This window comes from Actinomyces sp. S6-Spd3 (genome assembly GCF_000758755.1).
In the GTDB taxonomy this organism is placed as follows: Bacteria; Actinomycetota; Actinomycetes; order Actinomycetales; family Actinomycetaceae; genus Pauljensenia.
Genome location: NZ_JRMV01000277.1, coordinates 1 through 25761, shown reverse-complemented (window position 1 = coordinate 25761; position 25761 = coordinate 1). Strand labels below are relative to the sequence as shown.

Sequence of the window (25761 nt, the reverse complement as noted above, 5' to 3'; positions counted from 1 at the left end):
TGGCCCCTTCTGCATCTTTCGGGATGCCTCATTGAATACTCAGTCCTCTACCGCAGTACTTCCCTAAGGAGAAACCATGGAAAACCTTATAGTGACAGGCGAATTTGGCCGTAAGCCCACCCTGGAATTTACTGATCCCACCCCCAGCGATGAGCTGCTCGTCGAGGTCCTCCATGAGGGCGACGGCCAGGTCGTCGAAGCTGGAGACACCATCCACTGCCACTACCTGGGGCAAGTCTGGGATGGAAACGTCTTCGATAATTCCTACGACCGCGGCGCTGCGCTGAGCTTCCAAATCGGCGTGGGAATGGTCATCCGCGGCTGGGATGAGGGACTCATTGGTCAGCGCGTCGGCTCGCGCGTCCTGCTGTCGATTCCTTCCGAATACGGTTATGGTCAGCGCGGTGTTCCCCAGGCTGGGATCCGCGGCGGCGATACCCTTGTTTTCGTCACCGATATTCTCGGTGTCGCCTGAGCCAACAAACTGAAAAGACGAGGCCAAGCATGAGCGAAAAGGATGCGCAGCAACAAGCATCAACCCCCGATCAACGCCCCAGCCGTACAGATAAGGGAGGAGGGGGAGCCGGCTCAAGCTTGGCCTCGTCGCTTCTGAAACCTCTCGAACAGATCAGGCGCCGCGTTCAAGAGCAGCGCTCTCATCTCCAGGGGGACAGGCCACAGCGCGTTCGCGTCGTCGTTGAGGATGAACCCACCAGCCGGGATGCTTCCGAGGCCGTGCCGTGGTCCCTGCGCGTGGGCGCGGCAGTTGCGTGGCGTGCGATCGTCGTTATCGCGGCGGTAGCTCTGCTGATTTTCGGAATGACTTTCGTTTACGGGATTATCGTTCCGATCGCAGTTGCACTTCTTCTTGCGGTCTTCCTTAACCCGATGGTGTCGTGGCTTCACCGCAAGGCTCACTTCCCGCGAGCGCTTGCTGCCCTTAGTGGTTTGCTTGCCACTGTGGTTGTTGTAGGTGCAGCGCTGTCGACCGCTGGGGCTCAGATCCTCTCACAGGTTCCCTCACTGCTGACCCGCGCAAACGAAGGTCTCACCACGCTCCTCGAGTGGTTGCGTACCAGCCCATTGGGGATCGACACCTCAGGTATCGATTCGCATCTGGAAAACTTACAGTCCGAGATTGTCGCCTGGGTTCAATCCCACGCGCAGTCACTGATCTTCGGTGCGGTGAATGCGACTTCTTCAGCGATTTCTATCGCCACCGGTTCGGTGATCGCTCTCTTCTGCCTCTTCTTCTTCCTCAAAGATGGCCGCGACATCTGGGTCTGGTTCGTGCGCTTGCTTCCTAAGGGCGCTCGCGAACCCGTTCACGAGGCCGCAATTCGCGGGTGGGCAAGCATGGGTGGCTATGTGGTCGGCCAGATGCAAGTTGCCTTCATCGATGCGCTGAGCATCGGCATCGGTGCCTACTTCTTGGGTGTCCCACTGGTCATCCCGATCATCGTTTTGGTGTTTTTCGGCTCTTTCATTCCGATTATCGGTTCCCTGATTTCGGGAATTATTGCAGTCTTGGTGGCCGTCGTGGATCAGGGCTTCACCGTCGGTTTGATCATGCTGGTCATTATCTTGCTGGTCCAGCAAGTCGAGGGTAACCTCCTTCAACCACTTCTGATGTCCAACGCCGTATCTTTGCACCCGCTGGTTGTTTTGCTCGGTGTAACGGCAGGTTCGATGGTTGCCGGAATCGCGGGGGCGATTTTCTCCATCCCGATCGCAGCCTTCATTAACTCCACTGTGCTCTACCTGCACGGACACGATCCTGAGCCTGCGCTAGCGACAAAGCTTGATCGTCCAGGCGGGGCTCCGGGTACGCTCGATGCTTTGATTGCTCATTCCTACGGCGAAGATCTTCCCCTCCTTGCAGGGGAGGCAGTTGATGCACACACCTACGCTGTCAACGAGGAACTGAGCGAACGCATGGTGACTGCTGGCACTGCAGAGCCGGGCGATAGCGTGGGGACGCGTGTCGCTGATGAAATTGAGCAGAGCGCTGAAACGGATGAAGAAGACAGCGGCGCATGATGCTGAGTGAAGCTGAAAGCGCCTTGTTCTGACTGAACGCGTAAAACTGTGGGGGCTCCAGAGTTCAACTCTGGAGCCCCCACAGTTCGTTTGGGTTTACTCAGCCAACGAAAGGCGTTGCATCCAAGATCTCAACGGTGATCTCGCGGCCATTGGGGGCCTCGTAGGTGAGGGTATCGCCCTTGCGGTGTCCCATCACTGCTGCGCCCAGAGGAGCCTGGGAAGAGAAAACCTGCACTCCGAGGTCGCCGCCGGCATCGCGGGAACCCAGGAGGAACTTCTGCTCGCGGCCTGCAACAAGAGCGGTGACAACCATTCCGGGTTCGACGATTCCATCATCAGCGGGGGTTTCGCCAACCTCGGCGTTGCGCAGCATTTCTTCGAGTGCCTGGATACGGGTCTCGTTGAGGGACTGCTCGTTACGAGCAGCGTGGTAGCCGCCGTTCTCTCGCAAATCGCCTTCCTGGCGAGCTGCGTCAATCAGACGAGCGATCTCAGGACGACGCACCTCGACGCGATCCGTGAGCTCCGCCTGGAGCTTGTCATACTGAGCTTGAGTCAGCCATTGGGTATCAGCCATTACTTATGCCTCCGACATGTGCCGACGGGCGTCGGCCTTCACATTGATTCTATAGATTTGCCAGCCTAGCAGCCTTCAGCCTGGAAATGTGGATTTTGCGCTATCTGTGGAAAATTTACAGAACTGTCAAATACACGGCGGTGCAATGGCACGCCCACGCAAGAACCGTGAAGGTATGGAAGATCTCGTGGAACCCGAACCATCGAGGCGATAAATCGGGTTTCTTTGTTGCGTAGACGATCGCGCCGATCGTGTACAAGATTCCGCCAGCTAAAAGAAGCCAGACCACGGCCGGTCCCGCAAGCGCCCAGAATTGCGGGAGGTACCACAGAGCAACCCACCCCAAAGCAACGTAAATGAGCGTTGCGAGCCACCTGGGAGCGGTTGGCCAGAAGAGATTGAGCAGGATCCCGGCAAGCGCGCCTCCCCAGACGATTGACAAGATCGTGACCGCTTGGTCGTGAGGGAGTACCGCGACCGAGAGGGGAGTGTAGGTGCCGGCGATGAGTAGGAAAATATTGGAATGATCGAGGCGATTCCACACGATTTCCCATCGCGGCGACCAATAAAAGCGGTGGTAGAGCGCTGAAATTCCAAAGAGAATCAGTGAAGCCGCGAGGTAGATTGCCGAACCCCACTTGGTTACCCCGCTGGGAGCGAGGCAGGTGAGGACGATAGATGCCGCCAAAGAAAGAGGTGCGGCGACTAGGTGGATCCATCCTCTCAAGTGAGGCTTGACCGAGACCTTCTGTCCGGGGAACCACTCAGTGGGTTTGAGGGAAGCGATTTTCATTGCTGCCTCCTCTAAAAACTCTACCTACGTTTGCGTAACTTACTACACCGTAGGGTACGCCAATCTCGCGGAAAAATCATCGCTTGTGGCGGTATATGTGAGGTAGCTCAGGGATGCGGACGAATATGCAAGTGGCGTGAGAATCGCGATACCCTTAAACGGTATTGACACTCTTTCGCGCGGAAGGGACTGAAAGTGTCGCAGTGGAACATGCTCTATGACGTGTATGAGAAGCGCTTACGAGCATCTTTATCGGGGCGCCCAATCCCTCGCCACGTCGGAGTAATTCTTGACGGAAACCGGCGTTGGGCGAAGTCGATTGGCTTCACCGCTTCCCAAGGACACCGAGTCGGCGCGGGGAAAATCGCTGAGTTCCTTGGGTGGGCCGAAGAAGTTGGCGTCGAAATCGTCACTTTGTGGATGCTCTCGACCGATAACCTCTCGCGACAAAGCGATGAACTTGCTGAGCTCCTGACGATTATCGCGCAAACCGTGAGTGCCCTCAGTCAAACCGGAAAATGGCGCTTGCGTATCGTTGGGGATCTGCGCCTGCTCCCGGATGACATTGCCGATTCCCTCCGCGAAGCCGCAAAGGAAAGTCCTGCCACCAGCGCGCTCAGCGTCAACATTGCCGTCGGTTACGGCGGGCGCCATGAGATTGTCGAGGCCGTGCGCGAGGTGATCCGCGATGCGGGCCAGCGTGGGGAGAGTCTTGAAGAATTGGCTTCGCGATTGAAAGACTCTGATATTGCCGAGCATTTGTACACGGGAGATCAACCCGACCCTGATTTGGTGATCCGCACATCGGGAGAACAACGGCTGTCGGGTTTCATGATCTGGCAGTCTGCGCACTCAGAGTTTTACTTCTGTGAAACCTACTGGCCAGATTTTCGTAAGATCGACTTCCTGCGCGCCTTGCGAGCCTATGCGCAGCGCGAAAGGCGAATGGGGAAGTAAGGTCAGCGAGGTTCCTATGGGGCGAGGGCATAGGCTCGGTCGCCACTGAAGAAAAGCGTTGCACGATGAAACTTAGATAACCTTGGGGGGCTTGAATCCTGTGGATTCAAGCCCCCCAATGAGTCTTTTAGCGCTGAGAGATTGCCCTTCTTAGGCGAGGAACTCGGCGAGTTCCGACAACCAAGGCGGGTTCGCGCCAGCGCGGGAGACAGTAATGTCACCGATGGTTGCAGCGCGCTGCAAGATGAAGTCGACCTTTGAAGCATCCAAATCGCGCAGAGCAGGACGCGACATGGCACCGACCAGGCCGAGCGACCACAGTGCGTCGATCAGGCCGCCCATGAAGGAGTCACCGGCACCGACGGTGTCTTCGACCTTGACGTCTCCGGCGGGGATTGAACGGCGAACACCATTCGAAGTGAAGGCCGCTGCGCCATCCTTACCCTTCGTGACAACGATCAGCGAGGGGCCGGCTGTGAGCCAATCTCGCACGACTTCGTCGATTTCGCGTCCGTTGGTCAGCCACGCGATGTCTTCGTCGGAAACCTTGACGACATCGGAGATACCGATGAACTTGTTGACGATAGCGAGCGCCTGCTCGGGGGTGCCCATGAGTGCAGGGCGCGCATTGGGATCGTAGGTGATGATCGCGTGCTGACGCGCGGTGACCATGGCATCCAAAACGGCATGTGCACCCGGCTCGATGACTGCAGCAATGGAACCGGAGTGAACGATTCGGGCCTGAGTCGAAACCCAGATCGGGCTTGGGGGACACCAATCCAGATCAAAGGTGTAGCTTGCTGCGCCCTTTTCATTGAGCTTTGCTAGGGCAGTTGGGGTGTGGTCCGCGCCGAAGGATTCCTCGGTAATAAGCACATGCGAGGCTGTGAAGTGATCTTCAATAATCTCGCCACGTTCGTCGTGTGCAAGCCAAGTCTGCAGGCCGACGTTACGGCCCAGGCGCCCAAGAGTCATTGCGACGTTAGCGGGCGAACCACCCGGGATTTCGGCAGTTGGAACGGGGCTGTCCGCTGGGACAACGATATCCATCAGTGCCTCTCCGATGGAGAGGATGTGGGGGTCGGTTGCGAGGTCCATATTTCCTCCTGTTTCCAGACCACTTTGGCTGGTTCCACTAACAGATGACGCTTTAAGTCTAACCATTCCCAGCTGATTGCGGGACCCGGAGTCTACTGGTCGGACTGGGGTGATTCTGCTCCTGCTTGCATGCGCTGAGTTGCCGCGTCGAGGATGGAACGGCAACGCGTTGCAAGGGCCTCGCCGCGCTCCCACATGGCAAGAGTGTCTTCAAGGGGAGCCTGTCCGCTTTCAAGCGTCTTGACGATCGCAACGAGTTCATCGCGCGCTGCTTCGTAGGACAGTGTTTCGGGTGCGGGAAGGGATGTTTCTGCCATGGGAACCTCCGGTAGTGACAAGTATGGGCGGTAGTTGAGTGTGAAGGGGACGTTTACTGTGGGGATTCGGGTGCACGCGTAGCGGGCGTTGAACCGACAACTTGAGCAACCAAGCGACCCTGCGCCAAGATTCCCTCCACTAGAGTTCCCTTAGGAACTTGCGAAGCGTCGCGGACAAGCTCCCCTGAGGGAAGACGCAACATTGAGTAACCGCGTTCCAAAGTCGCCTGGGGGGAGAGGGCCTGAAGGGCTGCCGAGGCCTGAAGGATGCTCTGACGTTCAGAGCTCAAGCGACGCTCAACCTGAGTGCGCAGTGAGGTGAGAACGGAGTCAATGAAAGTCCGATGCGGCTCCAAAGTTGCAGCGGGAGCTAAGAAAATTGGACGAGACACCAGCAAATCGAGGTTGTAGCGCTCCTGATCAAGCCGACGCTGGATTGCACTACGCATTCCTTCGCGTGCTCGAGCAAGGCCATCAAGTTCCTGAACGAGATCGGGGACAATCCGGCGGGCGGCGTCGGTCGGCGTCGAGGCGCGGTAATCCGCAACGTAGTCCAAAAGGGGAGCGTCCCCTTCGTGGCCGATAGCTGACACCAGGGGAGTGGAGGCCTGCGCGGCGGCGCGTACCAAGGTCTCGTCAGAGAAGGGAAGAAGATCCTCAACGGAACCGCCACCGCGGGCAACGACAATGACGTCCACCTGGGGGAGGGAGTCCAGCTCCGCGATTGCTTGGGAGACCTCGCGGACGGCGTATTGCCCCTGGACTGCGACCTCACGGACCTCGAAGCGCGCACCGGGCCAACGCGCGCTCGCATTGACGATGACATCGTCTTTAGCTTTTGCATTTCGGCCACACACCAGGCCGATCACTCGCGGGAGGAAGGGAAGAGGCTTCTTGCGATCTGCATCAAAGAGGCCTTCGGCGGCCAGACGCTGGCGTAAGCGCTCTATTTGAGCCAGCAGGTCGCCCAAACCCTGAAGATGAACTTCGGCTGCCTGGAGGTTGAGGCTTCCGCTGCGCTCCCAAAAAACGGGCTTGACGCGGGCGACGACTTTCACGCCTTCCTCAAAACCGGCACCAATCGCAGTGATGACATTTGGGAAGGCCGTCACGGTCATGGACGTGTCAGATTCCGTGTCGCGCAGTGTAAAGAAAGCCATGCGCGAACCCGGGCGCGGGTTGTATTGAACGACTTGGCCTTCAACCCAGAGCGGCGACATGCGATCCACGTAGATCTTGATGTTCTGGGTAAGCCTGCTGAGCGGCCACGGGTTGTCACGCGTGGTGTCGGCGGCTTTTGCAGCAGGAGGCATCTTTTCTGGCACGAAACAAGCATGACACAGGCACCTAGCATTTGCGTCCAGTGTGAGGAGCATCAGTGGTTTCGGCTGCGCGGATATTAGTGCCTACCTGTACCGTTGAATCATGACTGTTGACGACCAGACGCTGGGCAGCCTTGAACAAAAAAATGCCGGTGGGAAGATCTTGCTGGCAGCGCCACGCGGATATTGCGCGGGCGTTGACCGTGCAGTTGATGTCGTAGAAAAAGCGCTGGATCTGTATGGCGCTCCCGTGTACGTGCGCAAAGAAATCGTTCACAACAAATTCGTGGTGGAATCCTTAAGCAAGCGCGGGGCAATCTTTGTTCAAGAGACCGACCAGGTCCCCGAGGGCGCGCGCGTCGTCTTTTCCGCACACGGAGTTTCCCCTCAGGTCCATGAGGTCGCAGCGCAGCGACACCTGGCAACCATTGATGCGACATGCCCGCTGGTGACCAAGGTACATCGCGAGGCCGTGCGCTACGCGAAGGACGATTACGACATTATTTTGGTGGGCCACGAAGGCCACGAAGAAGTTGAAGGGACCTTTGGCGAGGCCCCTGAACACATTCAAGTCGTTGGAAGTCCTGAAGAAGTCGACAACTTGGTGGTGCGTGACCCCGAGCGGGTCGTGTGGATTTCGCAGACCACCTTGTCGGTTGATGAGACTCGCCAGACTGTTGATCGCCTGCGCGAGCGTTTCCCGGCTCTTCTTGATCCGCCCTCGGATGATATTTGCTACGCGACACAGAACCGCCAGGGGGCCGTGAAGGTCATTGCACCGCTGGTGGATGTCATGGTTGTCGTGGGCTCGGCGAATTCTTCGAACTCGGTGCGTTTGGTTGATGTTGCGCTCGAATCGGGTGTTCCCGCTGCTTATCGCATCGATAAAGCGGAGGAACTGCAAGAAGAGTGGTTTGCGGGAGCCTCGACGGTCGGTCTGACTTCTGGTGCGTCGGTGCCCGAGATCCTTGTACGCGATGTTGTGGCTTGGCTGCAAGAACGCGGTTTCCCAACAGTTGAAGAGGTGCGAACAGAGACGGAGACGACGACTTTCGCGCTTCCTCGCGATCTGCGTTCAGACCTGAAGAATGCTGGACAGATTGATGTGCGCCCTCACGCTCGCCGCACTGCGGGCCCTGATCACACCAGCTGAGCGCAAGTTCACCCGCTTTTTCACGCACTTTCTATGCGTGCGGGCAAACGGGAGTGCGGCCTCGTCGGATAGGATAGGGGCGTGTCTTTAACTATTGGTATCGCTGGCCTGCCCAACGTTGGCAAGTCCACCCTGTTTAATGCTCTGACCCGCGCGACCGTTCTGGCTGCGAACTACCCCTTCGCGACCATTGAACCGAACGTCGGTGTGGTCCCTCTTCCTGACCCGCGCTTGAACAAGCTCGCCGAGATCTTCGGCTCCCAGCGCATCATCCCCGCAACCGTGTCTTTCGTTGATATTGCGGGTATTGTGCGTGGTGCGTCTGAGGGTGAGGGCTTGGGTAACCAGTTCCTTGCGAACATTCGCGAGGCCGACGCCATTTGCCAGGTGACGCGTGCCTTCTCCGACCCCGACGTTGTGCACGTTGACGGCAAGGTTGATCCGGCCTCGGATATTGAAACCATTAAGACCGAGCTGATCCTGGCTGACATGCAGACGCTCGAAAAGCAGATCCCCAGGCTGGAAAAGGAAGTCCGCGGCAAGAAGACCGAGGCAATTGTCCTGGAAACCGCGCGCGAGGCCCTGGAACTGCTCGAACGCGGCGAGCTGCTCAGCGGCCCCGCGGGGGCAAAGCTCGACCAGGATGCATTGAAGTCTTTCCAGCTGATGACCTCCAAGCCCTTCATCTTCGTGTTCAACATGGACGCCGCCGAGATGGACAACCAGGAGATGCAAGACGAATTGCGCGCTCTGGTTGCGCCTGCTGAAGCGATTTTCTTGGACGCGCAGTTTGAGTCCGAGCTTGTTGAACTGGATGAGGACGACGCGCGAGAAATGCTGGCTGAGTCCGGTCAGAGCGAATCCGGCTTGGATAAGCTCGCACGCGTTGGCTTTGACACCCTTGGCCTGCAGACCTATCTGACCGCTGGCGAGAAGGAAGCGCGCGCCTGGACGATTCACAAGGGCGACACCGCTCCCAAGGCTGCAGGCGTCATCCACACGGACTTTGAAAAGGGCTTCATTAAGGCTGAAATCGTCTCCTACGACGATCTGATCGAGGCCGGTTCCATGGCCGCCGCGAAGGCTGCAGGTAAGGTCCGCATGGAAGGCAAGGACTACGTCATGGAAGACGGCGACATCGTCGAATTCAGGTTTAATGTTTAATTGCTCCTGAATCAGGCAGTGGCCGGGTCGCGCGAGGGCGTGGCCCGGTTTTACTGTTGTAAGTTCTTGAATTAAGGGTGAATGCGGGATGGCGTGTTAAAAAATAACGTCTTGCGTTAATAACGTTTTACGTTATATTGTTGTGTCATGATCCAGTCGTTCGGTGATCGTCAGACTGAGCGGTTGTTTGCGAGAGAACCTGTTCCTTCATTGGACTCGCGCATCGCACGTGTCGCGTTGCGCAAGTTGCGTCAGGTCGACGCTGCGTGTCGTTTGGAGGACCTCCGGATCCCTCCGGGCAATCGTCTCGAGCTTCTGCGCGGTAATCGGGCGGGGCAGTACAGTATCCGAATCAATGATCAGTGGCGTATCTGCTTCAGGTGGAGCGATGCTGGTCCAGAAGGGGTTGAGATCGTTGACTACCACTAAAATTGCTCCGATTCACCCGGGCGAAGTCCTCATGGAGGACTTCATCGAGGGGTTCGGAATTACGCAGCACAAGCTTGCTGTTGCTATTGGGGTTCCGCCTCGTCGTATCAATGAAATCGTCCATGGGAAGCGTGGGATCACAGCGGATACCGCGATGCGGCTGTCCCGCTACTTCGGTACAACCCCGGGGTTTTGGATGAACCTTCAGATGCGCTACGAACTCGACTGTGCCGAAGATGCGCTGGGGGATGCATTGAGCGGAATCGTCCCCCTCATGACCGTGGGAGTCGCTTAAGTCGACGGAGGCTGATAAGGCAGTGGCCGGGGCGCGTGCGCCCCGGCCACGATCTTAAGACGCCTTAACAAACCCCGCTTTCTCGGGCGTCGTCCCAAGGCGCGTAGCGATCAGTTCTTTGTCCTCATCCGAGGCCAGGTCCCGCACCCACTCCACGTAAGTCGGCTCATCTGCGTGAACCTCCTGCGTGAAGGGATTGCGTTTCTTTGAGACGATTACATACACGTGGCGGCCGAAAACCCACACATTTGCAAGCAGCGCGGCTGCCGAGATGATGAACATCGCGCTTGGGTTGTGCGCGCTGCGGTGCGCAAACATCGAGTCCTGCATGAAATGCGGGAAAGTGAGCACCACCGCCGACCAGAAAGTCAGCGTGTAGGCCCGATATTGGATCCACGCGCCTCGTCCAAACTTCATGAGAGCCGGAATCGTACACGCCGCCAACAGTGCCACGCCCGAATACCATGCGCGGTCCGCTAGACAGTTGTAGACGTAGGCGAAATTCCACAGGTCGTAGGCGATAATCCACCCGATCGTCAGGTCACCCCAGACGAGCGCGCGCTCCTTGCCTTTCGACACGAAGATCCCAATCCACCCCGAGATTGCGAGCAGATTCAAAATGCCCGCGATCCCGTTCATGATGTTCCACGGACCTCCCCACGTCACCATGCCCTGGGAAGGATCCACCCCGTGAATGCCGAAGCACTGGAAATCGCGCACCACGGCCTCGGCAATGTTGACGGAAAGGATCACCGGCGGAATTAGCAGGTACCAGCGGTTGTGCCGCAGCCTCGGGAATACTTGAAGCGCGACCAAGCACAGGGATCCCGCCAGCGCCGAGTATTGCTTGACGATTGGGAACCAACCTGCCGAGGCCGTGCCTTGCGTCGAGTGCGGCCACCAAAAGATCGTGAGCGCAAGCGGGATGACGATGAAAACAGCGAGGACCACCCACATATTGCGTTGGGCAAGCCACGCGGTAAAGGCGAGGGCAGCGATGACCACGAGGAGCATCGCATAATCCCACCACTCGCCGGCCTCGAAAAAGAAGAGGGTCGGATAATCCGGGGGAGTGATCGAGCCCATCAGTGTTGCTCCTTGCCCCAATCAGCTAGGTAGGTGCGCTCCATCTTCTGGCGGATCTGCTCATCCCACGAGAATGCGGGCTCGCTCCATCCTTCGAAGTACGAGGCGTCAACTTCGCTTTCCCACGGCGTGCCCGGGCCCGTCGGTGGCCACGAAGGATCATCGGTGACGGGCGGACGGATTTCGGCAACGGCCGGGGCGCTGCGCCCGAAACGGAACCACTGCGTGTAGGTGTCCTCGAAGAGGGGAGTGCCATCGTAGCGGCCAGCCGGGGTCTCGCTGTTAAAGAAACGGCCGCCGAGCATGCCTCGCATGAAACGACCCGTCAGGTGCTGCTTCTTGCGGAACTCAAGCACGCGCTTGACGTAGAGGATTTGCAGGTGCGTCATGCAGCCGCCGATGAACTCGATGTTCACCCAGTTGAGCGCGGTCATTGCGGGCGAGGGGGGTTCGTAGCCGATGCGCCAATGGTTGATCAGGCGCGTGCGTCCACCCTCCAAGGGGACCATGTAGAAGCACCATGCTGCCGCAAAGTGCTTCATTCCGGGGAAGCGGAATGCATAGGAACCGGGTGCCTTGGGCGGGTTCTTCGTGTCGACCCACTGGACCATGTACTTGCCGGGCACGACGTCTGCCCATTCCATGGACATTCCGTGGAAATCGAAGGCCGCAATGTCTCCGGGCACCATGGAATCGGGCTGCTGGAACTCCTCTTGGATCTCGTAGGAGTTGAAGAAGGGGAGTCGCGCGAAGACGCGCTCGAGGAATTCGGAGGAGAATGACCCGGACTTTTCCGCACCGATTTGCTTGAAGAGGCGCCACACTGCGTAGGCGGGGGCGTCGATGGTGATCGCGTAGGTGGAGGAATACCCGTTGTCGTAGTTGGCGTCGATGAGATCGTCGCCCGGGTAGCGCCAGGCCTGTTCTTCGGGGGTGGCTTTGCCGCTGAGCTGGCTGAAGGCGTACATTCCGCCCAGGAGTGCGCCTCCTCCGACGAGGCCGAGGCGGCAGAGTCTGCCAAAGCGTGACGAGTGTCGTTTCATGATCCTCCTCCTTGAGGGTCAGTGTGTGGGTTGCGTGTGGGGGTGCGACGGTGTCGCTTCCCTTCGACGCAGAATATGTAGCAAAGCTCACATATTAGTGTGATTTAGGCACTATGATAGACGAAAATATTCAGCTTAGTTACAGGTTCGAAGGAGAATGCTGTGGACTCGCTCTTCCTCTGGGAGCTCGGAACCCCAAAGGTCTATCTCATCTGGCTGCTCGTCTTGCTCGCGCAAATCCTTGTCGCCGAGATCAATCGCCGATGGAACTGGACGATCTTTGCTGTGTGGACGGTTGGAGGCATTTTGCTTATGCCCTATGCATGGATCCACGGGACTCCCATGGTTGGCTGGTTCCCCTTCGGTAAGTACGCGATCATGATCCTGACCGCCACCATGACCGGAACTGTCTTGGTTTACGCCAAACGCAACCCGGTCAAGGCGCATAAATACGCGATTTGGTTGGGCGTGGCACTGTGGATCGGCTTGGCCGTCAACATCATGGAGGCGAACATCCGCGACCTCACGATCTACTTCAACGCTGATACTTACTATTCGTGCGGCGCCGACTGGCAGTGCCTGAAGTCCGTCAATGACGCCCACACGATCGATATGGTCGCGGGCTTGCCCGAGGCTCGAGGCGTCAGTGCGGAGCTCCACTCAATGCAGTGGTATCAGGAAGTCGCAGCGAACCTGTCTTCTCGCCACGTTGGTATTGATCCTGAAACTGGATTCCGTACGATCGGCGGATATTGGAACCTGCTCTCCGCGCTGGCTGGCCTGCTCAATATCATCACGATCACCGGCCTCGGAAAAATTATCGCGACCTCCCCGGGAAAGCAGAAGGTCCGCGGGCTGATCTGGGTGGATATGGTGTGGCCGTGGGTTATCGCTTACGATCTGTGGAACCACGCGTTCCTCTACAATTCGCTGGCTGACTACACGTGGTACTGCACGCTTGCGCTACTGCTGGCCTGCACGATCCCCGCGTTTACGTGGGCGAAGGGACAGTGGATCTGGTTCCGCTGCTTCACGCTGGTTTTTTGGATTTCCATGAATACTTTGCTTCCCGAGGTCTTGGTGCCTCCCTCGGATATCTTTAATTTTGCGACCATGGATCCGCGAGCGAACATCGTGTGTGCGGTGGTTGCCTTGGTGGCAAACGTGATGCTCTTTGCCTACTGGCTCTACAAGATCGTGGTGTTTAAGCGCAATCCGATCACCGGAGTTTTGTACTGCGAGCTGGGAGAGTTCCGCACGATTGTTCGCGAGCACTGCGACGATAAGGACAAGTACTTCCTCGTCGACGGAATTCCGCAGACTCCTGAAGAACTTGGTTATGAGCCCTCGTCCAATACTGCGCCTGCCGATGGATATGCCTCGTGGATGCCGTGGTGGAAGGGTGAGGACCGGCGGTATCCCACGAAGCGTGGGTAGTACCTGCTTCCAGTAGAATCGAACTACCTTTTCCGGTGTCACTGAATGAAAAGAGACAAGCATGATTCAGGGTGATGATGAACGCGAAGACGAACTCATTGTCGAGCCGATCATCGAAGGCGAAATTATCGAGGAAGACGCTGCGGTTTCCCTGGTTTCTGAGGCATCTTCAGACCAGGACCAGCAGGCCTCGGTCTACGCAGTTTTCTTCTTGAAAAAGCTCGTTCGCCTGCGGGGAGTACGGATCTCGCGCGAGGACTTCCTGCGCCAGGAACTGCGAAAACTCCACCTGAGTGATGCTGAGATTGAGCGTGCTATTGCAAGTGATCCTGTCTCTGCAGGGATTTCGCGCAAGTCTTTGGACAAGCTGGCCAATGATGCGATTTCTTTCGAAACGAAGAAATCTACCGCGCTCTCGTTTGCTGCAGGGATTCCAGGTGGCTTTGCGATGCTCGGAACCATTCCCGCCGACCTCACTCAGTACTACGTTCACTCGCTGCGCATCATGCAAAAGCTTGCGTACCTGTATGGGTGGAAAGAATTCTTAACGGATTTGGACGATGTCGATGATGAGACGATCGCCCAGATGGGCCTCTTCTTCGGCGTCATGCTGAAAGTTGCAGGAGCTGCAGAGTCACTACGCGACTTTGCACGAGTGATCGTTGCGCCGGCAATCGAAAAGAGGATCGCACGCAAAGCCCTGATGAAGACGACGTGGTACCCGGTCGTGAAGAAGTCTCTGAGAGTGATTGGCGTTTCGGTCACGAAACAGAGCATGGCGAAAACAATGTCAAAGATCGTTCCCCTGATCGGGGGAGTGATTTCGGGCGGAATGACCTTCGTTGCTCTACAAACTCAAGCGACAAGGCTCAAACAGCACCTGCGTCAGCTCCCGCCTCCGGGCCTCGATGCCGCGGAGTGGAAGCAAGTGAGTAACTGAGGCCCCTACTTTCCTCGAAACACCCTCCACGCCCCGCGAATCAGAGGAATCTGAAGCGGCAGTCGAGCATACGCAAGCGCCTGTGCGCCCGCAGGCTTGCCTTCCTTGCGATAATCCACGGCCATCTTGATATTCGCGGGGAAGACTGCGAGATACAGTGCGCTCGCGGCTAAGCCGGCCAGTCGCCTCGTCAAAGGAAGCGCAAGGCCAGCGGCAATTGCCAACTCGGCCGCGCCGCTCACCAAGGTGTAGGTTCGCGCATTCCCGGGAAGGCTACGTGGCACAATCGCGTCATAAACCTGCGGTGCCTTGAAATGCATAACCCCAGCTCCTGCAAGCAAAAGTGCGTGCCAGTGTGCTGTCTTCATTAGGACTCCTGAACTTCGGCCTCGCGCCGCATGATGAACTCGCGGTCAGCGTGGTCGCCAACCATGAACTTGTACTCGCCGACCAGCTTAAACCCGTGGCGCCCGTAGAGTCGCTGTGCCCCGAAGTTCTCACTGAAGCATCCAATCCACAGGGGGCGCGGCCCATCGGCGAGGAGGTAATCGATCGCGTGCCGGAGCATCATTGATCCGCGCCCGCCACCTTGGTATTCCCGCAGCAGATAGAGGCGTTGAACTTCTCCGTCGGTGGGCTTGACGTCGGGGTGGGGCAGGTGCGCGGGGCAAACAGTCACGTAGCCGATCAATGTGCCTTCCGAGGCCGTGCGCGCATCAGTGCACTCTGGTGCAGTCGCGTCGGCCTCGCTTTCTTCAAGGAAAAGCAGCCAGGTTGGGCGCTGGGGGTCCGCGAGCTCGCCACGAAGGACTTCGGGGGAGTAGGCCTCGTGAATGAAACGATCAAGGTCTTCGGAAGAGTAAAGCTGCCCAAAAGTCTGGATGTAGCACGTGGACGCAAGCACGGATAGTGCCTCTGCATCTTCGGGTGTTGCGCGACGCAGCATAATTCTCCCCTCCTTGGGCTAGCCGATGATCATAAGAACAGTCCCGGCACACATACCAGCGATTCCCAATAAATACCGTCCCGAGACGCGCTCGCGCAACATGAGCGCTGAAAACGCAACTGTCACCAGTATTGAGAGCTTGTTGATGGGGACAACGGGGACGGAATCCGCATGTTTTCATGGGCAGCACAAGTCGATGTTTGTGAGTGAACGTCTCTACAGGTGCTTGAAAGTTACGTTTTTAGATTATTGGTAGCCAGACCGCTGGAAGCGCCTGAAATTTCCTCAAAAAATTCCCGATACATTTATGAATGCAAACTGTTGCGAGTGTTTTGCCCTGCCCTCATACTGTCTGTAGACAGTACAGGTGCAGGTTGACGCCCTAGCCTAAAACCTCAATATCCGCCCATACCTCACCACGAGGTGCCGACGAACAGGGAAGGCCATGCACGTTTACTCTGCACGCCCAGAGCACATCGATAAGCTCGCTGAAATCGCGGGTGCTGCCTTCGAGAATTACCCCCTTCACACAGCAGTGAAGGGACTACTGGCCGATCCGGAGGAATTCCCCAACTGGATTCGCGATGTCCACGCCGTCATGATTCGTGTATTCGCGCGTTATCACACAGTTCTGGTCCTTGAAGACCAGGGTGAAATCCTTGGAGTTGCCCTCCTGAATCATCGCCCGCCCGGGATGCTCGAATACCTGCGCTACTGCAGGCCGCTCCTGGGCTATATGCGCTTTGATCGCCTCGTGCGTTTCTTTGCCTTTACCGAGGCCGCAGATAGCGTAGTGCGTCGCGAATCCGATTTCGATTGGTTCCTGACCGTTATCGCTGTCGATCCTTCACGCCAACATCAGGGCATTGGTCGGCGCTTCCTTGAGAAGGGAATCGAAGGATACGTACGCTCCCACGGAAGTGGACGCCTCGCATTCATTACCTGTACTCCCACGAATGCGCGCTTCTATTCCTCGGCTGGATACCGAATCGTGGGGGAGCACTCGGTTTCTTTAGATGGGAACGATGTTCCCGTGTGGTCTTTTGAGAAGGTCATCGAGTAGATACCTGCTGGCGCGTTCGAACTGGAGGGAAGAATGCATACGGGGCTTCTACGATGAGTTTGAGGGCGTGGTATCAGGTGATACCACGCCCCCAAACTATCTATCGAGATCTAGCTCGTTATTGCTGAACAGGTCCCTGCTGTCCCCAGGGATTAGGCTGCTGGCCCTGCTGATTGGGCTGTCCGCCTTGCTGCGGAGGCTGCCACTGCTGGCCACCTTGCTGGCCCTGCTGGGGTGCGGCACCATTGGGCTGTTGACCCCACTGTTGTGCGGGCTGGCCTTGCTGCGGTTGCCGGCCCCACTGTTGTGCGGGCTGGCCTTGCTGCGGTTGCTGGCCCCATTGCTGTGCGGGCTGACCGGACTGGCCGGCGTACTGCCTCCACTGGTCGCCTTGCATACCCTGCTGCTGACCCCACTGCTGTTGGCCTTGTTGGGGAGCAGCGCCGTACTGCTGCTGTCCCCATTGCTGGCCACCTTGCTGGCCCTGCGGGGGTACGGCACCATTGGGCTGACCCCACTGCTGTGCAGGCTGGCCTTGCTGCGGCCGCTGACCCCACTGAGGCGCAGGGGCAGGTTGCTGAGCAGGTGCCGGGGGAACGTACGAGGGACCCCACTGTCGGGGAGCAGGAGCATATCCCTGCTGGCCATAGCCGACTCCCTGCTGCGGGGGCAGAGGCTGTCCCCACTGTTGCGGTGCAGCCGTTGGCTGCTGGCCAGGAAGTGGCACGTAGCTCTGTCGCTGGCTTTGCCTGGTCTGCTGTGGGGGCAGAGGCTGTCCCCATTGCTGTTGCTGCGGTTGCTGCTGCATGGGGGCTGCGCCGTACTGCGGTTGCTGACCCCACTGCTGGGGAGCTTGCGCGGGCTGCTGCGAGGCCATCGGCGTGTAACCGGGCTGAGGCTGCTGTACGTACGGCGCTGGTGCCGGAGCAGGTGCAGGCGTGGGAGCCTGTGGCTGGACCTGCGGCGTTGGCGCAGGCTGGTACTGCGGAAGCGGTGTAGGCGCCGGAGCGTGCTGAGGCTGAGCCTGAGGCTGTGCCGCGGGCGCTTGCGCGCCTTGCTGAGAGTAACTCTGCGGTTCTTGTGTCGCTACCGGGCTGGAAACGGGCACCGAATCGGCCTGATCCTGAGGTTCGGGCTGTGCTTGTTCGGCCTCATCGTGCTCAGCCGCGGGAACAGTCTCTTCGACCGGTGCAGTTTCTTCGGCCGGTGCAGTTTCTTCCGTCTGCGCGGCCGCGAAGGCCTCGGTCTTCGGTTCCTGAGCAGCCTCTTCCGGCTCGCTCATCTCAGGCAGTGCGGATTCTACAACTGGTGCCGGCTCATCGTTTGGCACGGTAGCCGGGGCTACAGCTGCAACCGGCTGCTCGGGCTCTGTGGACGCATGACGCGCCTCTGCCTGCGCGGGGATTTGAGCCGCAGCGAATGACGGGACGCCAGCCTCTGTTTGAGAGGGTTCCGGAGTGTGTTCCTGCGACGAGGCCGGAGCATGAGCTGGCTTGTACGCCTGCTGGGCCGGCTGAAGCGGAGTGTGCGGAGCGGACGCCTGAGCGCGTTGAGCCTGAGGAACCTGCGGTTGGACAGGTGTCGATGCTGCGGAATTAGGCGTTGAAGATGCACCAGAGGGAGCACGAACTCCTCTGACGGGAGTCGCAATAGGCATTGAAGCTGCAGTGCCAGGCGTTGCCCCGGGAGCCGTAGGTGCTGGTGCTGCCTGGGTAGAACCACCGAGAGGAAGAGCTCCCTGCGACATAGGTGCGGATGCAGTAGCCCCAGCCTTCGCGCGCTTGCGATCCTCGCGAGCTTGACGTTTCGCTGCGCGGGCCTCTTCACGCGCCTGCTGACGCTGAGACTTTGCAGTCGAATCTGCCTTTCGCGAACGACCGCGGAGAACAAAGATGACAATTCCTGCAAGAACAACAAGGCCGCCAGCAACTGCTGCAACGATGATCCATGTGGTTGAAGAAATTGAACCGATGAGAGAGCCTGACTTTGCTGCAGCAGCAGTGCGGTTACGGTCGGGTGCAGCAGGATCCGTCGGCGCCGGTGTCAGAGGCTCAAAAGAGGGAACCGGCGTACCGTACTGTGCGGCGACGGTCGCATTGCCCTGGTAAGCACCAGTCTTCTTCCCGTGGACGGCGACCTTTCCATCAGGCTTATTCCACAGAACAATCTGTCCGGTGGGGGAGTATTTTGAATCGCCTCGCTGATCAGCCCAGAAGTCGGTGAACTTTGCCCCTGCAGATGCGGAATCAAGGTCAAAAACCAGAGGGCGGATGCTGATATAGCCAATGTCGCGCGGGCGGCCGAGGAATTCTGTTTCCTGCATCAACTGTTCACTTGAATAGACAAAAATAAACTCACCTTTGTCATCAAGCGAATAGTACTTTCCTGCATTTTCGGGGCCTTCGAAAGGCGGGAAGATTGAGCAACGAGTGAAGTTATCACCCTGGGCGAACTCGATGCGGTAGTCATTATTCCCATTTGAAAATGACTTGCACTTACCTTCGTCGATCTGCTTCGTGCGGTCATACACTTCAAGCGCGTGTCCGACGCTTCCCTTGTTGTAGACGCTCAATGTCACCGAGACAGTCAAGTCTGAATCTGCGGCCTGCGCAGTTGTTGCAGTAGGGAGCACCAATGCTCCTGCAAGCACGAGTGTGGCCGCTGTCGAATACAAACGCTTCATTGAGGCATCCTTTGAAAGTGAATCACGCTATTTCAAGCATATCGAATTGTGAGGGGTGCGCAAAAACAATTATTCCGAGGGTGGGGCAAAGGGATTTTTCCCCTGCTCTACCTGTGAATCTTCAGGGAAAAGCTCGCTTTGTGCCGATGAAGACGAGGGCGGCGCGGGTGGTGAATAATCCTGAATGGAGGGCACAACAGGCGCATCTTCCACATGAAGATCATCTGAAAGTTTGAAGGGATTTTGCCCAGTGTCCCCGGGAGTTAGCGAGCCGGAAAAACCTGTCCCACTTTGGTAACTCAGCGGAACTGCGAAACCTCGCTGTTCGCGTTCCTTTCTCCTGCTGTTTGCGCGCATGATCATGGGAACGCCGATGATTAAGAAGAGACAGACAACCGGAACCAGAATGATCTTGATAATCGTCCCGATCCCGCGTGCAGGTCGGTAAGCAGTGGGGCTGGGGGATGGGGTGTAGGGCGTGATGGAACGGGTGTGTACTACCGCCTCGAGGTCAGAAGGAAGATCGGCGGGAACGACACTGTTCATTGCTTTGCGCTCGATTGCGTGGAAGTCGCTGAACATCTGCACGCTTCCCTTCGCGCCGATCAGTGTTTCCGATGTGCTCATCCACTTCGCTTCATCAGCAGAGCTATCGTCTTCGTCCAGTACTGCTCCCGGGCTGAGTTCTGAAATGGTCAGGTAGCTCCCCTGCAGGTATGCGTCATGGCGCGTCAGTTTGACGTCGCTGGGAAGCCCTAGATTGAGCTCCTCAAGTTTCAGGAGTTTTGCGGCGAAAGTAAGGTTTCCTTGGCCATCGATCTCGATATAAGGATTAACAAAACGATTGAACTTTGTTGTAATTCTGCAATCATTCGAGTAAGTTCCCGCCTCAAAGTGCACTTCGGACCATTCCGTTACCTGGGGAACTACTTCGCAGGCTTTCTGATCGAGAGTCTTGGAATAATCGCTGATATAGATTGAGTAGCTCACACTCGATGTGCCAACAAAGAAGTACTCGGAAAGATCGACCTCGTTTCGCGCGGCGTGTGCCGGGGAGGCGCCAAGTATCCCGCCGACAATGCTCAGCATGCACATACATGCAAGGAAAAGTGTTTTCGTTCGTCGTCGTAAGACCTGCAATGCTGATTCCTTGTCCGATAGTGCCAGATTACCGAGGCGCCCCAGCGGCGTGCATTTAGTTCGACGGGGGTGCGTAGGGGTTTGTTGGCCCCTGAGTTGAAGAAGAGGGGTCAACGGTTGAAGGAGTTGAGTGCTCGGCAGAAGGCGCAAAAACCTCGTCTGCTGAAAGAGCGAAGGGATTCTTCGTCTGCGAAGCGGAAGTAGGTGTACTCGGCTGATATGCGGTGGGGATGACGAAGCCACTGGTCTCTTGTTTGCGGCGTTTCTTATTAGCTCTCCTCACTAGGGCAATCGCCCCGAACACGATGGCAACGAAGCCGAACATGAAGTACTTACCAATAGAACTTGTGAGGAGGGATGGGGTAGGAAGGGCGCCGGTGGCACGCCACGTAGGACGTGGGGAAGAAGAGGTCTGAAGCGCTTGAAGATCGGTTGGCATGTCGGCAGCAGCTATGCCCTTGTACTCTTTGCGTTCTTGGGTGCGGAAATAATCATTCTGCTCGAGGGTTCCCTCTGCGCCAAGAACTAGTGCTGGTGCATTTTCCCAGGTGACGGTGTCGGAGTATTCGCTTCGATCAAGAGCCGCACCCGGGGTTGCTTTTGTTCCTCGGAAATAAGTACCGCTCAGAGAAAAACGGCGGGAAGCAACCGAGGCGTCATTTGGAAATGTGAGCCCCAGATCGTCAAGAGTGACTTGCTTTGCAGCAAAAGTAACGTTTCCGTTGCTATCGACGCCGATATAAGGATTGACGTGACGATTGAAGTCCGTCGTGATCTCACAACGGCTGTAGTACTTACTTGTCGAAAAATCGACGATTGACCACTCCTGGACAAATGGCAGAGCAGTGCAGGTGTCCTCAGTGATGGTCTGAGATTCGTCGGTCACAGTGAGCCTGTATTGAGTGCGACCATCGCGCTCAATACGAACGTCCTCGTTGATTCTGATGTCTTTGTCCAAGGCATGTGCAGGATGAGCCCCAGCGATGGGGAGAAAAAGAGTCAGCGCGCAGGCGCATGCAAGGACAAGGGCGCGTGTGTGTCGATGAAGTGGCAGGTGCATGCATGACTCCTTTGAGTGAGGTGGCCGTGAAGCGGCTGCGTCTCAGTGTGAACAATACTAGTTTGTCGGCGGTGCAAAGCGGCTTCGCGGGGAAGACGAGGGATCGTCTGGCGTAACACCGCTTTGCGCGGAAGACTCCGGCGAAGTGGGGATTCTCTCTTCGGGAGGAAGAACGAAGGGGGAACGAGGCGAGGAGCTTCCCTCCGCGTGATCATCGCTGAGTTGCTCATCGACTTTCGCTTCGGCCTGACGGGAATTTTGAGCGTCCTGCTGCTGTTTCGCGTTCCATATGGAGTACACGCCGAAGGCTGCGAAGACGAATACGCTGAGCCCCATGATCTTTTTGATGAGAGCATCACCGTCGATGTCCACCAGTGGTGTATGCGTTGGCGGAACCGAAGAAGAACGCTGTGTTCTTGTGGCGCGTGGTGTCGCTTGCATAGATGGCGTTGGAGCTGCGACTACTTCAAGGTCTGTCGGAAGCTCGTCAGGCGCGACTTCCGGCTTTGAAACCCGCCTCGTCGATTGAAAATCGCCTGCAGGCGAAAAAGTGCCAACAGCCGCAAGGGAAGAGCCAAGATCGCCACTCCACCGGACATTGACGCTGTTTCGTGGCCCGTCACTTACAGTGCCACCAGGGCTCATTTTTGAGATCTTCATGCTGATCCCCCCGAAGCTGAGATCTCGAGTCAGATAGGACGTGCCCTCTGGGAAGGAAACCTTGAAGTCCTCAAAGCGAACGGGACGCGTGACAAAAGTGAAGGATCCATCCTCGTTGGCCTCCACATAAGGGTTGTTTAATCTGAAGAATGTTGCCCTGATCGAGCACGTCTTGCGCTGTGGATCAGTGGAATAGCTGGTCTGGGCATTATTTCGCGCTTGAGGAAGGGCCTTGCAGCTTTCCTCTGTGATCGTCCCCGAGGAGTCAAAAACCCACAGTTCGTATGACAAAAATCCCTGATTGGAGAAAACGAACGACTCGTGAATCGTCACGCGATTATTCACGGCATGCGCAGGAGTCCCCTGGAAAAGAAGAAGAAAAGCTCCCGCGCACACGCAACTCAGGACACAAGCAAGCAATCGCCTCGGCAATGAAAAATCCACGCGCGCTCCCAATGCCTACTGGCCCAAGCCAGGGGAGGGGAGGGGAGGCGGAGAAGAAGGACGCGAGCGCTTACGAGCCGAGCGCGCGAGTATCGCGATGCTGATAATCAAGATCACCATCGATGGGATGAGTAACTTCGAGCTCGGGCATGAACATGTCTCACGATCTCCGCGATAAGGCAGCGCTCCCGTCGCCGGAGTCACAGGCGTGCTCGTTGTCGAGGGCCTCGCCGGAATATCCTCGAGGCCAGTGGGAAGCTCGACGGGGGCGATTCCTTGATACTCAACGCGATTAGTCGTGCGGAAATCTTCCGCTGTCTCGATGGTCCCCGCCACGCCGACGATCTGAGGAACATCGTCCTTCCACGTAATAAAGCCCTTGACGCTATCGCTGACTCTTCCTCCGGGACTCATCTGTGAAAGCTGACCAGTATCAGCGCTGAAGTGGAACTCGTGCTCTGTTAGGGAAGTTCCCGCGGGAAAAGTGATGTTGAGGTCCGACAATTGGATGCTCTTCGCTGCGAAGACAAAGTTCCCTTTTTCGTCAGTGCCAACATAGGGATTCTTATCACGCGTGTATTCCGTAGCGATCTGGCAGTTGCTTGCTGCTGGCGCAGCATTAAAGTGCACTTCAGACCACTCGATGACCTGGGAGAGGGAATTGCACGTGTCCAGAGTGATGGTCTTCGTTAAGTCGACAATCTTCAAGCGGTACGTGATTGAGCCTGAGGCTGAGAGTGAATACTGCTCCTCGATCTGAACGCCCTGATCTTGAGCGTGGGCGGGCGTTGCGCTCAGTGCGGCGCTAAGAACGAGCGCGCAAGCGAGGGAGGCGGCGCGCTTCAGTAGAGAGAGCGTCATCAGGATTCCTTCCGTTCAGCGGTTGATTTCCGAGGCCGGAGCGGGCTTGGTGCGTCTGTGAAGTGGGGGAGCGGTGGAGAAGACAGTGGGGCGAACGCTTTGACCGCGCTCGCCCCACCGGCTGTTCAGGTTTGAGAGTTACTCAGGCCTGAGGGTACTGTCCGGGCTGCTGTCCCTGATCGGGGTACTGACCCGGCTGCTGGGGGTATTGACCCTGCTGCGGGTACTGCTCAGCCTGCGGATACTGCGCGGGCTGCTGCGGGTACTGCCCCTGCTGCGGGTACTGCGTCGGATCCGTGGGAGCCTGGCCGGTCGGAGCGGGGTACTGTCCGGGCTGAGGCATCGCGCCGGGGTAGGCGCCCGGGTATGCGCCGGGGGCGCCCATGGGCTGTGCCTGAGTCTTCTTGCGGTTGCTCATGACGACGAAGACAACGATGCCGCCGATAACGACAACGGCCAAAATGCCGAGAAGAACCCACTTCATGCTTGAAGATGACGAAGAAGAAGTGCTGCCCTTAACGGAGACGTTATCGCTCACGTCGGTCCACGTGACGGTTCCAGCTGCCTTGTCGATGGATCCGCCATTGTCTGCAGTTGTGGGGACCATACCGCCAGAGAACTTTGCGGTGACCTTCTGCATTGTGATGCCGGGCATCACTGATGAGAGACGCGAGACAGCAGTCTCTGTCTGGGAGGTGAAAGTGAAGTCCTTGCCGTTGACCTTAAGGACCTCATCAATTTCACTGCTCTTAAAGGACTGGCTGACATCGCAGATGTGGGAAGAGCCGCTGGTGCGGAAAGCCGTGGTTGCTCCGGCAGACTGCACACTCTTGCAGATAGACTCTGAGATCAGAGTACCGCTGGTGTCGATCATGCTCAGGGTATAGCTTCCCGACGTGGTCGAGGTGAATTCGTAGGTTTCTTCGAGGTCAATGCTCGGAGCTGCAATAGCTGAACCGGTCGCCATAACAAAGGTGCCGGTAAGCGCCAGAGTTCCGATGACTCCAAGAGAGCGTCGCTTCATGAGTGTTCCTTCTCGGTATATGAGGACAGACAGATAAAAGAATAGGCACAATCGACTCTGCTGACGAATTGTGTATCGTTTAAATTACAGAATGCTGAGTGGTTGCTGAATGCGCGGCTTGGGGGTTAGCCCTGTGGATACTGCCCCGGTTGCTGCGGATATTGTCCGGGTTGGTGTGGATACTGTTCAGCTTGTTGCCCCTGCTCGGGTGGCTGCCACTGTTGTTGCTGTGGATTGAACTGTTCTGGCTGTGGTGGAGGCGCTGCCTGCCACTGTTGCGCGGAAACCTGGCCCTCTGCGGGGAAGAACTGGGTGACCTGGGGATATTGCCCCGGTTGTGGGTATTGGCCGCCTTGGGGCTGGGCCTTCTTGCGGTTGTTCATGACAACGAATGCACCGATGCCACCGATGACGATGACTGCCAAGACCAGCAAGAGGATCCACTTCGAGCCGGACGAGGAGGAAGACGAGGTGGAATCAGGCGTTGAGGATGCTGCGCTGGTGGAGTCGGAATCTGCTGAGGCACTGCTTGTCGAACTGCTCTTCGCTGTGGAAGAAGCAGCTGCCTTACCGTCCGTACTGCCCTTTACTTTGACAGCAGTCTTGACATTGGACCAAGTGACTGTGCCCGTTGATTTGTCGATCGTGCCGCCATTATCGGCAGAACTGGGAACCAAGCCACCAGCGAACTTCGCAGTCACCTTCCCAATGCTGTCAATTTTGTCGTCGGGGAACTGCTTATGCATGACCTTCAAGAAGCCATCAGACTCGGAAGTGAAGGTGAAGCTGCTTCCCGAGACCTTCAAGAACTCATCGATATCAGTTTCGTTGACCTCGGTGATTACATCACAGACGTTCACTGAGCCTTCTGTGTGGAACTTGGTGCTGAGCTCTGGGTTCTTGCTTGAAATGTAGCTGCATGTATACTCTGTCATCAAAGTCTTCGAGCTGTCCCTGTAATGCTGGGTGTAGCTCAGGTGAGTTGCAGAGGTGAAATCGTAGGTCTCTTCCACGCCGAGAATCGGCTCGTCAGCAAAAGCTGGTCCTGTCGCCAACACGAGGCTGGCTGTGAGTGCCAGGGCGCCTGCTGCCCCGATCGCGCGTCGCTTCATGAGTGTTCCTTCTCGATATATGAGGACAGACAAACAAAAGAGTAGGCACAATCGTCGCGGCTGACGAATTGTGTATCGTTTAAATTACAGAATGCTGAGTGGTTGCTGAATGCG

The 25761-nt window shown here is 57.2% G+C and carries 26 protein-coding genes and 1 pseudogene; 10 read left to right on the top strand and 17 right to left on the bottom strand.

Annotation, left to right across the window (positions count from 1 at the left end; translation table 11 throughout):
* Positions 1–76 precede the first annotated feature (76 nt).
* Complete coding sequence (locus HMPREF1627_RS06125; protein ID WP_034502057.1) at positions 77–475, top strand: FKBP-type peptidyl-prolyl cis-trans isomerase; 399 nt, start codon at positions 77–79, stop codon at positions 473–475.
* Positions 476–504: 29 nt separating this feature from the next.
* Positions 505–2040, top strand: coding sequence for an AI-2E family transporter (locus tag HMPREF1627_RS06120; protein ID WP_052040868.1), 1536 nt, complete (start codon positions 505–507; stop codon positions 2038–2040).
* 100 nt (positions 2041–2140) lie between these two features.
* Here the strand turns inward: HMPREF1627_RS06120 and greA are convergent, their stop codons facing one another.
* A complete protein-coding gene (gene greA / locus HMPREF1627_RS06115; RefSeq protein WP_034502055.1) occupies positions 2141–2620 on the bottom strand; it encodes a transcription elongation factor GreA in 480 nt (159 codons plus the stop codon).
* Between the two features lie 115 nt (positions 2621–2735).
* Entirely contained in the window at positions 2736–3413 is a 678-nt protein-coding gene (gene trhA / locus HMPREF1627_RS06110) for a PAQR family membrane homeostasis protein TrhA (RefSeq protein WP_034502053.1), read from the bottom strand.
* Positions 3414–3608: 195 nt separating this feature from the next.
* On the opposite strand from trhA, the gene HMPREF1627_RS06105 reads away from it, so the two are divergent.
* The gene (locus HMPREF1627_RS06105; RefSeq protein ID WP_034502052.1) at positions 3609–4370 is read left to right on the top strand and encodes an isoprenyl transferase; all 762 of its coding nucleotides are present in this window, start codon (positions 3609–3611) and stop codon (positions 4368–4370) included.
* Between the two features lie 150 nt (positions 4371–4520).
* On the opposite strand, the gene HMPREF1627_RS06100 is transcribed toward HMPREF1627_RS06105, so the two are convergent.
* The 3 genes from HMPREF1627_RS06100 to xseA form a co-directional block, all read right to left on the bottom strand.
* Positions 4521–5468, bottom strand: coding sequence for a carbohydrate kinase family protein (locus HMPREF1627_RS06100; protein ID WP_034502050.1), 948 nt, complete (start codon positions 5466–5468; stop codon positions 4521–4523).
* 92 nt (positions 5469–5560) lie between these two features.
* On the bottom strand, positions 5561–5785 hold the full coding sequence (locus HMPREF1627_RS06095; protein ID WP_034502049.1) for an exodeoxyribonuclease VII small subunit: 225 nt from the start codon (positions 5783–5785) through the stop codon (positions 5561–5563).
* A 53-nt stretch (positions 5786–5838) separates the two neighbouring features.
* Positions 5839–7098, bottom strand: a complete 1260-nt coding sequence (gene xseA / locus HMPREF1627_RS06090; RefSeq protein ID WP_034502046.1) for an exodeoxyribonuclease VII large subunit — start codon at positions 7096–7098, stop codon at positions 5839–5841.
* A 112-nt stretch (positions 7099–7210) separates the two neighbouring features.
* On the opposite strand from xseA, the gene HMPREF1627_RS06085 reads away from it, so the two are divergent.
* From HMPREF1627_RS06085 to HMPREF1627_RS06075, 4 genes are all read left to right on the top strand, one after another.
* Positions 7211–8260 carry a 4-hydroxy-3-methylbut-2-enyl diphosphate reductase gene (locus HMPREF1627_RS06085; RefSeq protein WP_034502043.1) on the top strand — a complete coding sequence of 350 codons (1050 nt, stop codon included), beginning with the start codon at positions 7211–7213 and terminating at the stop codon, positions 8258–8260.
* An 81-nt stretch (positions 8261–8341) separates the two neighbouring features.
* Positions 8342–9424, top strand: a complete 1083-nt coding sequence (ychF, locus tag HMPREF1627_RS06080; RefSeq protein ID WP_034502042.1) for a redox-regulated ATPase YchF — start codon at positions 8342–8344, stop codon at positions 9422–9424.
* A 147-nt stretch (positions 9425–9571) separates the two neighbouring features.
* Positions 9572–9853 (top strand): type II toxin-antitoxin system RelE/ParE family toxin, encoded by a 282-nt coding sequence (locus tag HMPREF1627_RS10200; protein ID WP_081940778.1) that lies wholly within the window; start codon positions 9572–9574, stop codon positions 9851–9853.
* The gene (locus HMPREF1627_RS06075) at positions 9780–10148 is read left to right on the top strand and encodes a HigA family addiction module antitoxin (RefSeq protein ID WP_420705310.1); all 369 of its coding nucleotides are present in this window, start codon (positions 9780–9782) and stop codon (positions 10146–10148) included. The genes HMPREF1627_RS10200 and HMPREF1627_RS06075 overlap by 74 nt, the downstream gene beginning before the upstream one ends.
* Positions 10149–10202: 54 nt before the next feature.
* Here the strand turns inward: HMPREF1627_RS06075 and HMPREF1627_RS06070 are convergent, their stop codons facing one another.
* Positions 10203–11234 (bottom strand): DUF5692 family protein, encoded by a 1032-nt coding sequence (locus HMPREF1627_RS06070; RefSeq protein ID WP_034502041.1) that lies wholly within the window; start codon positions 11232–11234, stop codon positions 10203–10205.
* Positions 11234–12277: a hypothetical protein gene (locus HMPREF1627_RS06065; RefSeq protein ID WP_034502040.1), complete on the bottom strand. Its 1044-nt coding sequence runs from the start codon at positions 12275–12277 to the stop codon at positions 11234–11236. Before HMPREF1627_RS06065 ends, HMPREF1627_RS06070 begins: the two co-directional genes overlap by 1 nt.
* A 162-nt stretch (positions 12278–12439) precedes the next feature.
* Here HMPREF1627_RS06065 and HMPREF1627_RS06060 point away from each other — a divergent pair, with 162 nt between their 5' ends.
* Positions 12440–13714 carry a DUF5692 family protein gene (locus tag HMPREF1627_RS06060; RefSeq protein WP_034502039.1) on the top strand — a complete coding sequence of 425 codons (1275 nt, stop codon included), beginning with the start codon at positions 12440–12442 and terminating at the stop codon, positions 13712–13714.
* A gap of 61 nt (positions 13715–13775) precedes the next feature.
* Entirely contained in the window at positions 13776–14654 is an 879-nt protein-coding gene (locus HMPREF1627_RS06055; RefSeq protein ID WP_034502037.1) for a hypothetical protein, read from the top strand.
* A gap of 5 nt (positions 14655–14659) precedes the next feature.
* On the opposite strand, the gene HMPREF1627_RS06050 is transcribed toward HMPREF1627_RS06055, so the two are convergent.
* The 3 genes and pseudogenes from HMPREF1627_RS06050 to HMPREF1627_RS10785 all read right to left on the bottom strand — a co-directional run.
* Positions 14660–15022, bottom strand: coding sequence for a membrane protein (locus HMPREF1627_RS06050; protein WP_034502035.1), 363 nt, complete (start codon positions 15020–15022; stop codon positions 14660–14662).
* The gene (locus tag HMPREF1627_RS06045) at positions 15022–15600 is read right to left on the bottom strand and encodes a GNAT family N-acetyltransferase (RefSeq protein ID WP_034502033.1); all 579 of its coding nucleotides are present in this window, start codon (positions 15598–15600) and stop codon (positions 15022–15024) included. The genes HMPREF1627_RS06050 and HMPREF1627_RS06045 overlap by 1 nt, the downstream gene beginning before the upstream one ends.
* 18 nt (positions 15601–15618) lie before the next feature.
* A pseudogene (locus tag HMPREF1627_RS10785) lies at positions 15619–15756 on the bottom strand (EamA family transporter); the annotation flags it as partial.
* Positions 15757–16045: 289 nt separating this feature from the next.
* Here HMPREF1627_RS10785 and HMPREF1627_RS06040 point away from each other — a divergent pair.
* Positions 16046–16663 carry a GNAT family N-acetyltransferase gene (locus HMPREF1627_RS06040; RefSeq protein WP_034502032.1) on the top strand — a complete coding sequence of 206 codons (618 nt, stop codon included), beginning with the start codon at positions 16046–16048 and terminating at the stop codon, positions 16661–16663.
* Between the two features lie 118 nt (positions 16664–16781).
* Here the strand turns inward: HMPREF1627_RS06040 and HMPREF1627_RS10020 are convergent, their stop codons facing one another.
* The 7 genes from HMPREF1627_RS10020 to HMPREF1627_RS06005 all read right to left on the bottom strand — a co-directional run bounded on the left by HMPREF1627_RS10020 (position 16782) and on the right by HMPREF1627_RS06005 (position 25647).
* Positions 16782–19346, bottom strand: coding sequence for a hypothetical protein (locus tag HMPREF1627_RS10020; protein ID WP_052040867.1), 2565 nt, complete (start codon positions 19344–19346; stop codon positions 16782–16784).
* Positions 19347–19415: 69 nt separating this feature from the next.
* Positions 19416–20435, bottom strand: a complete 1020-nt coding sequence (locus HMPREF1627_RS10015; RefSeq protein ID WP_052040866.1) for a hypothetical protein — start codon at positions 20433–20435, stop codon at positions 19416–19418.
* Between the two features lie 106 nt (positions 20436–20541).
* Positions 20542–21546 carry a hypothetical protein gene (locus HMPREF1627_RS06025; RefSeq protein WP_052040865.1) on the bottom strand — a complete coding sequence of 335 codons (1005 nt, stop codon included), beginning with the start codon at positions 21544–21546 and terminating at the stop codon, positions 20542–20544.
* A 57-nt stretch (positions 21547–21603) separates the two neighbouring features.
* Positions 21604–22332 (bottom strand): hypothetical protein, encoded by a 729-nt coding sequence (locus HMPREF1627_RS06020; RefSeq protein WP_158705815.1) that lies wholly within the window; start codon positions 22330–22332, stop codon positions 21604–21606.
* Between the two features lie 333 nt (positions 22333–22665).
* Positions 22666–23511: a hypothetical protein gene (locus HMPREF1627_RS06015; RefSeq protein WP_034502030.1), complete on the bottom strand. Its 846-nt coding sequence runs from the start codon at positions 23509–23511 to the stop codon at positions 22666–22668.
* A 142-nt stretch (positions 23512–23653) separates the two neighbouring features.
* A complete protein-coding gene (locus HMPREF1627_RS06010; RefSeq protein WP_034502027.1) occupies positions 23654–24535 on the bottom strand; it encodes a hypothetical protein in 882 nt (293 codons plus the stop codon).
* 125 nt (positions 24536–24660) lie between these two features.
* Positions 24661–25647: a hypothetical protein gene (locus tag HMPREF1627_RS06005; protein ID WP_034502026.1), complete on the bottom strand. Its 987-nt coding sequence runs from the start codon at positions 25645–25647 to the stop codon at positions 24661–24663.
* Between the last annotated feature and the right edge of the window lie 114 nt (positions 25648–25761).

Bases quoted from the DNA above. Each gene is read 5' to 3' on its own strand.
- HMPREF1627_RS06125 (WP_034502057.1), top strand. From the start codon at position 77: ATGGAAAACCTTATAGTGACAGGCGAATTTGGCCGTAAGCCCACCCTG.
- HMPREF1627_RS06120 (WP_052040868.1), top strand. From the start codon at position 505: ATGAGCGAAAAGGATGCGCAGCAACAAGCATCAACCCCCGATCAACGC.
- greA (WP_034502055.1), bottom strand. From the start codon at position 2,620: ATGGCTGATACCCAATGGCTGACTCAAGCTCAGTATGACAAGCTCCAG.
- trhA (WP_034502053.1), bottom strand. From the start codon at position 3,413: ATGAAAATCGCTTCCCTCAAACCCACTGAGTGGTTCCCCGGACAGAAG.
- HMPREF1627_RS06100 (WP_034502050.1), bottom strand. From the start codon at position 5,468: ATGGACCTCGCAACCGACCCCCACATCCTCTCCATCGGAGAGGCACTG.
- HMPREF1627_RS06095 (WP_034502049.1), bottom strand. From the start codon at position 5,785: ATGGCAGAAACATCCCTTCCCGCACCCGAAACACTGTCCTACGAAGCA.
- xseA (WP_034502046.1), bottom strand. From the start codon at position 7,098: ATGCCTCCTGCTGCAAAAGCCGCCGACACCACGCGTGACAACCCGTGG.
- HMPREF1627_RS06085 (WP_034502043.1), top strand. From the start codon at position 7,211: ATGACTGTTGACGACCAGACGCTGGGCAGCCTTGAACAAAAAAATGCC.
- HMPREF1627_RS10200 (WP_081940778.1), top strand. From the start codon at position 9,572: ATGATCCAGTCGTTCGGTGATCGTCAGACTGAGCGGTTGTTTGCGAGA.
- HMPREF1627_RS06075 (WP_420705310.1), top strand. From the start codon at position 9,780: ATGATCAGTGGCGTATCTGCTTCAGGTGGAGCGATGCTGGTCCAGAAG.
- HMPREF1627_RS06070 (WP_034502041.1), bottom strand. From the start codon at position 11,234: ATGGGCTCGATCACTCCCCCGGATTATCCGACCCTCTTCTTTTTCGAG.
- HMPREF1627_RS06065 (WP_034502040.1), bottom strand. From the start codon at position 12,277: ATGAAACGACACTCGTCACGCTTTGGCAGACTCTGCCGCCTCGGCCTC.
- HMPREF1627_RS06055 (WP_034502037.1), top strand. From the start codon at position 13,776: ATGATTCAGGGTGATGATGAACGCGAAGACGAACTCATTGTCGAGCCG.
- HMPREF1627_RS06050 (WP_034502035.1), bottom strand. From the start codon at position 15,022: ATGAAGACAGCACACTGGCACGCACTTTTGCTTGCAGGAGCTGGGGTT.
- HMPREF1627_RS06045 (WP_034502033.1), bottom strand. From the start codon at position 15,600: ATGCTGCGTCGCGCAACACCCGAAGATGCAGAGGCACTATCCGTGCTT.
- HMPREF1627_RS06040 (WP_034502032.1), top strand. From the start codon at position 16,046: ATGCACGTTTACTCTGCACGCCCAGAGCACATCGATAAGCTCGCTGAA.
- HMPREF1627_RS10020 (WP_052040867.1), bottom strand. From the start codon at position 19,346: ATGAAGCGTTTGTATTCGACAGCGGCCACACTCGTGCTTGCAGGAGCA.
- HMPREF1627_RS10015 (WP_052040866.1), bottom strand. From the start codon at position 20,435: ATGCTGAGCATTGTCGGCGGGATACTTGGCGCCTCCCCGGCACACGCC.
- HMPREF1627_RS06025 (WP_052040865.1), bottom strand. From the start codon at position 21,546: ATGCACCTGCCACTTCATCGACACACACGCGCCCTTGTCCTTGCATGC.
- HMPREF1627_RS06015 (WP_034502030.1), bottom strand. From the start codon at position 23,511: ATGACGCTCTCTCTACTGAAGCGCGCCGCCTCCCTCGCTTGCGCGCTC.
- HMPREF1627_RS06010 (WP_034502027.1), bottom strand. From the start codon at position 24,535: ATGAAGCGACGCTCTCTTGGAGTCATCGGAACTCTGGCGCTTACCGGC.
- HMPREF1627_RS06005 (WP_034502026.1), bottom strand. From the start codon at position 25,647: ATGAAGCGACGCGCGATCGGGGCAGCAGGCGCCCTGGCACTCACAGCC.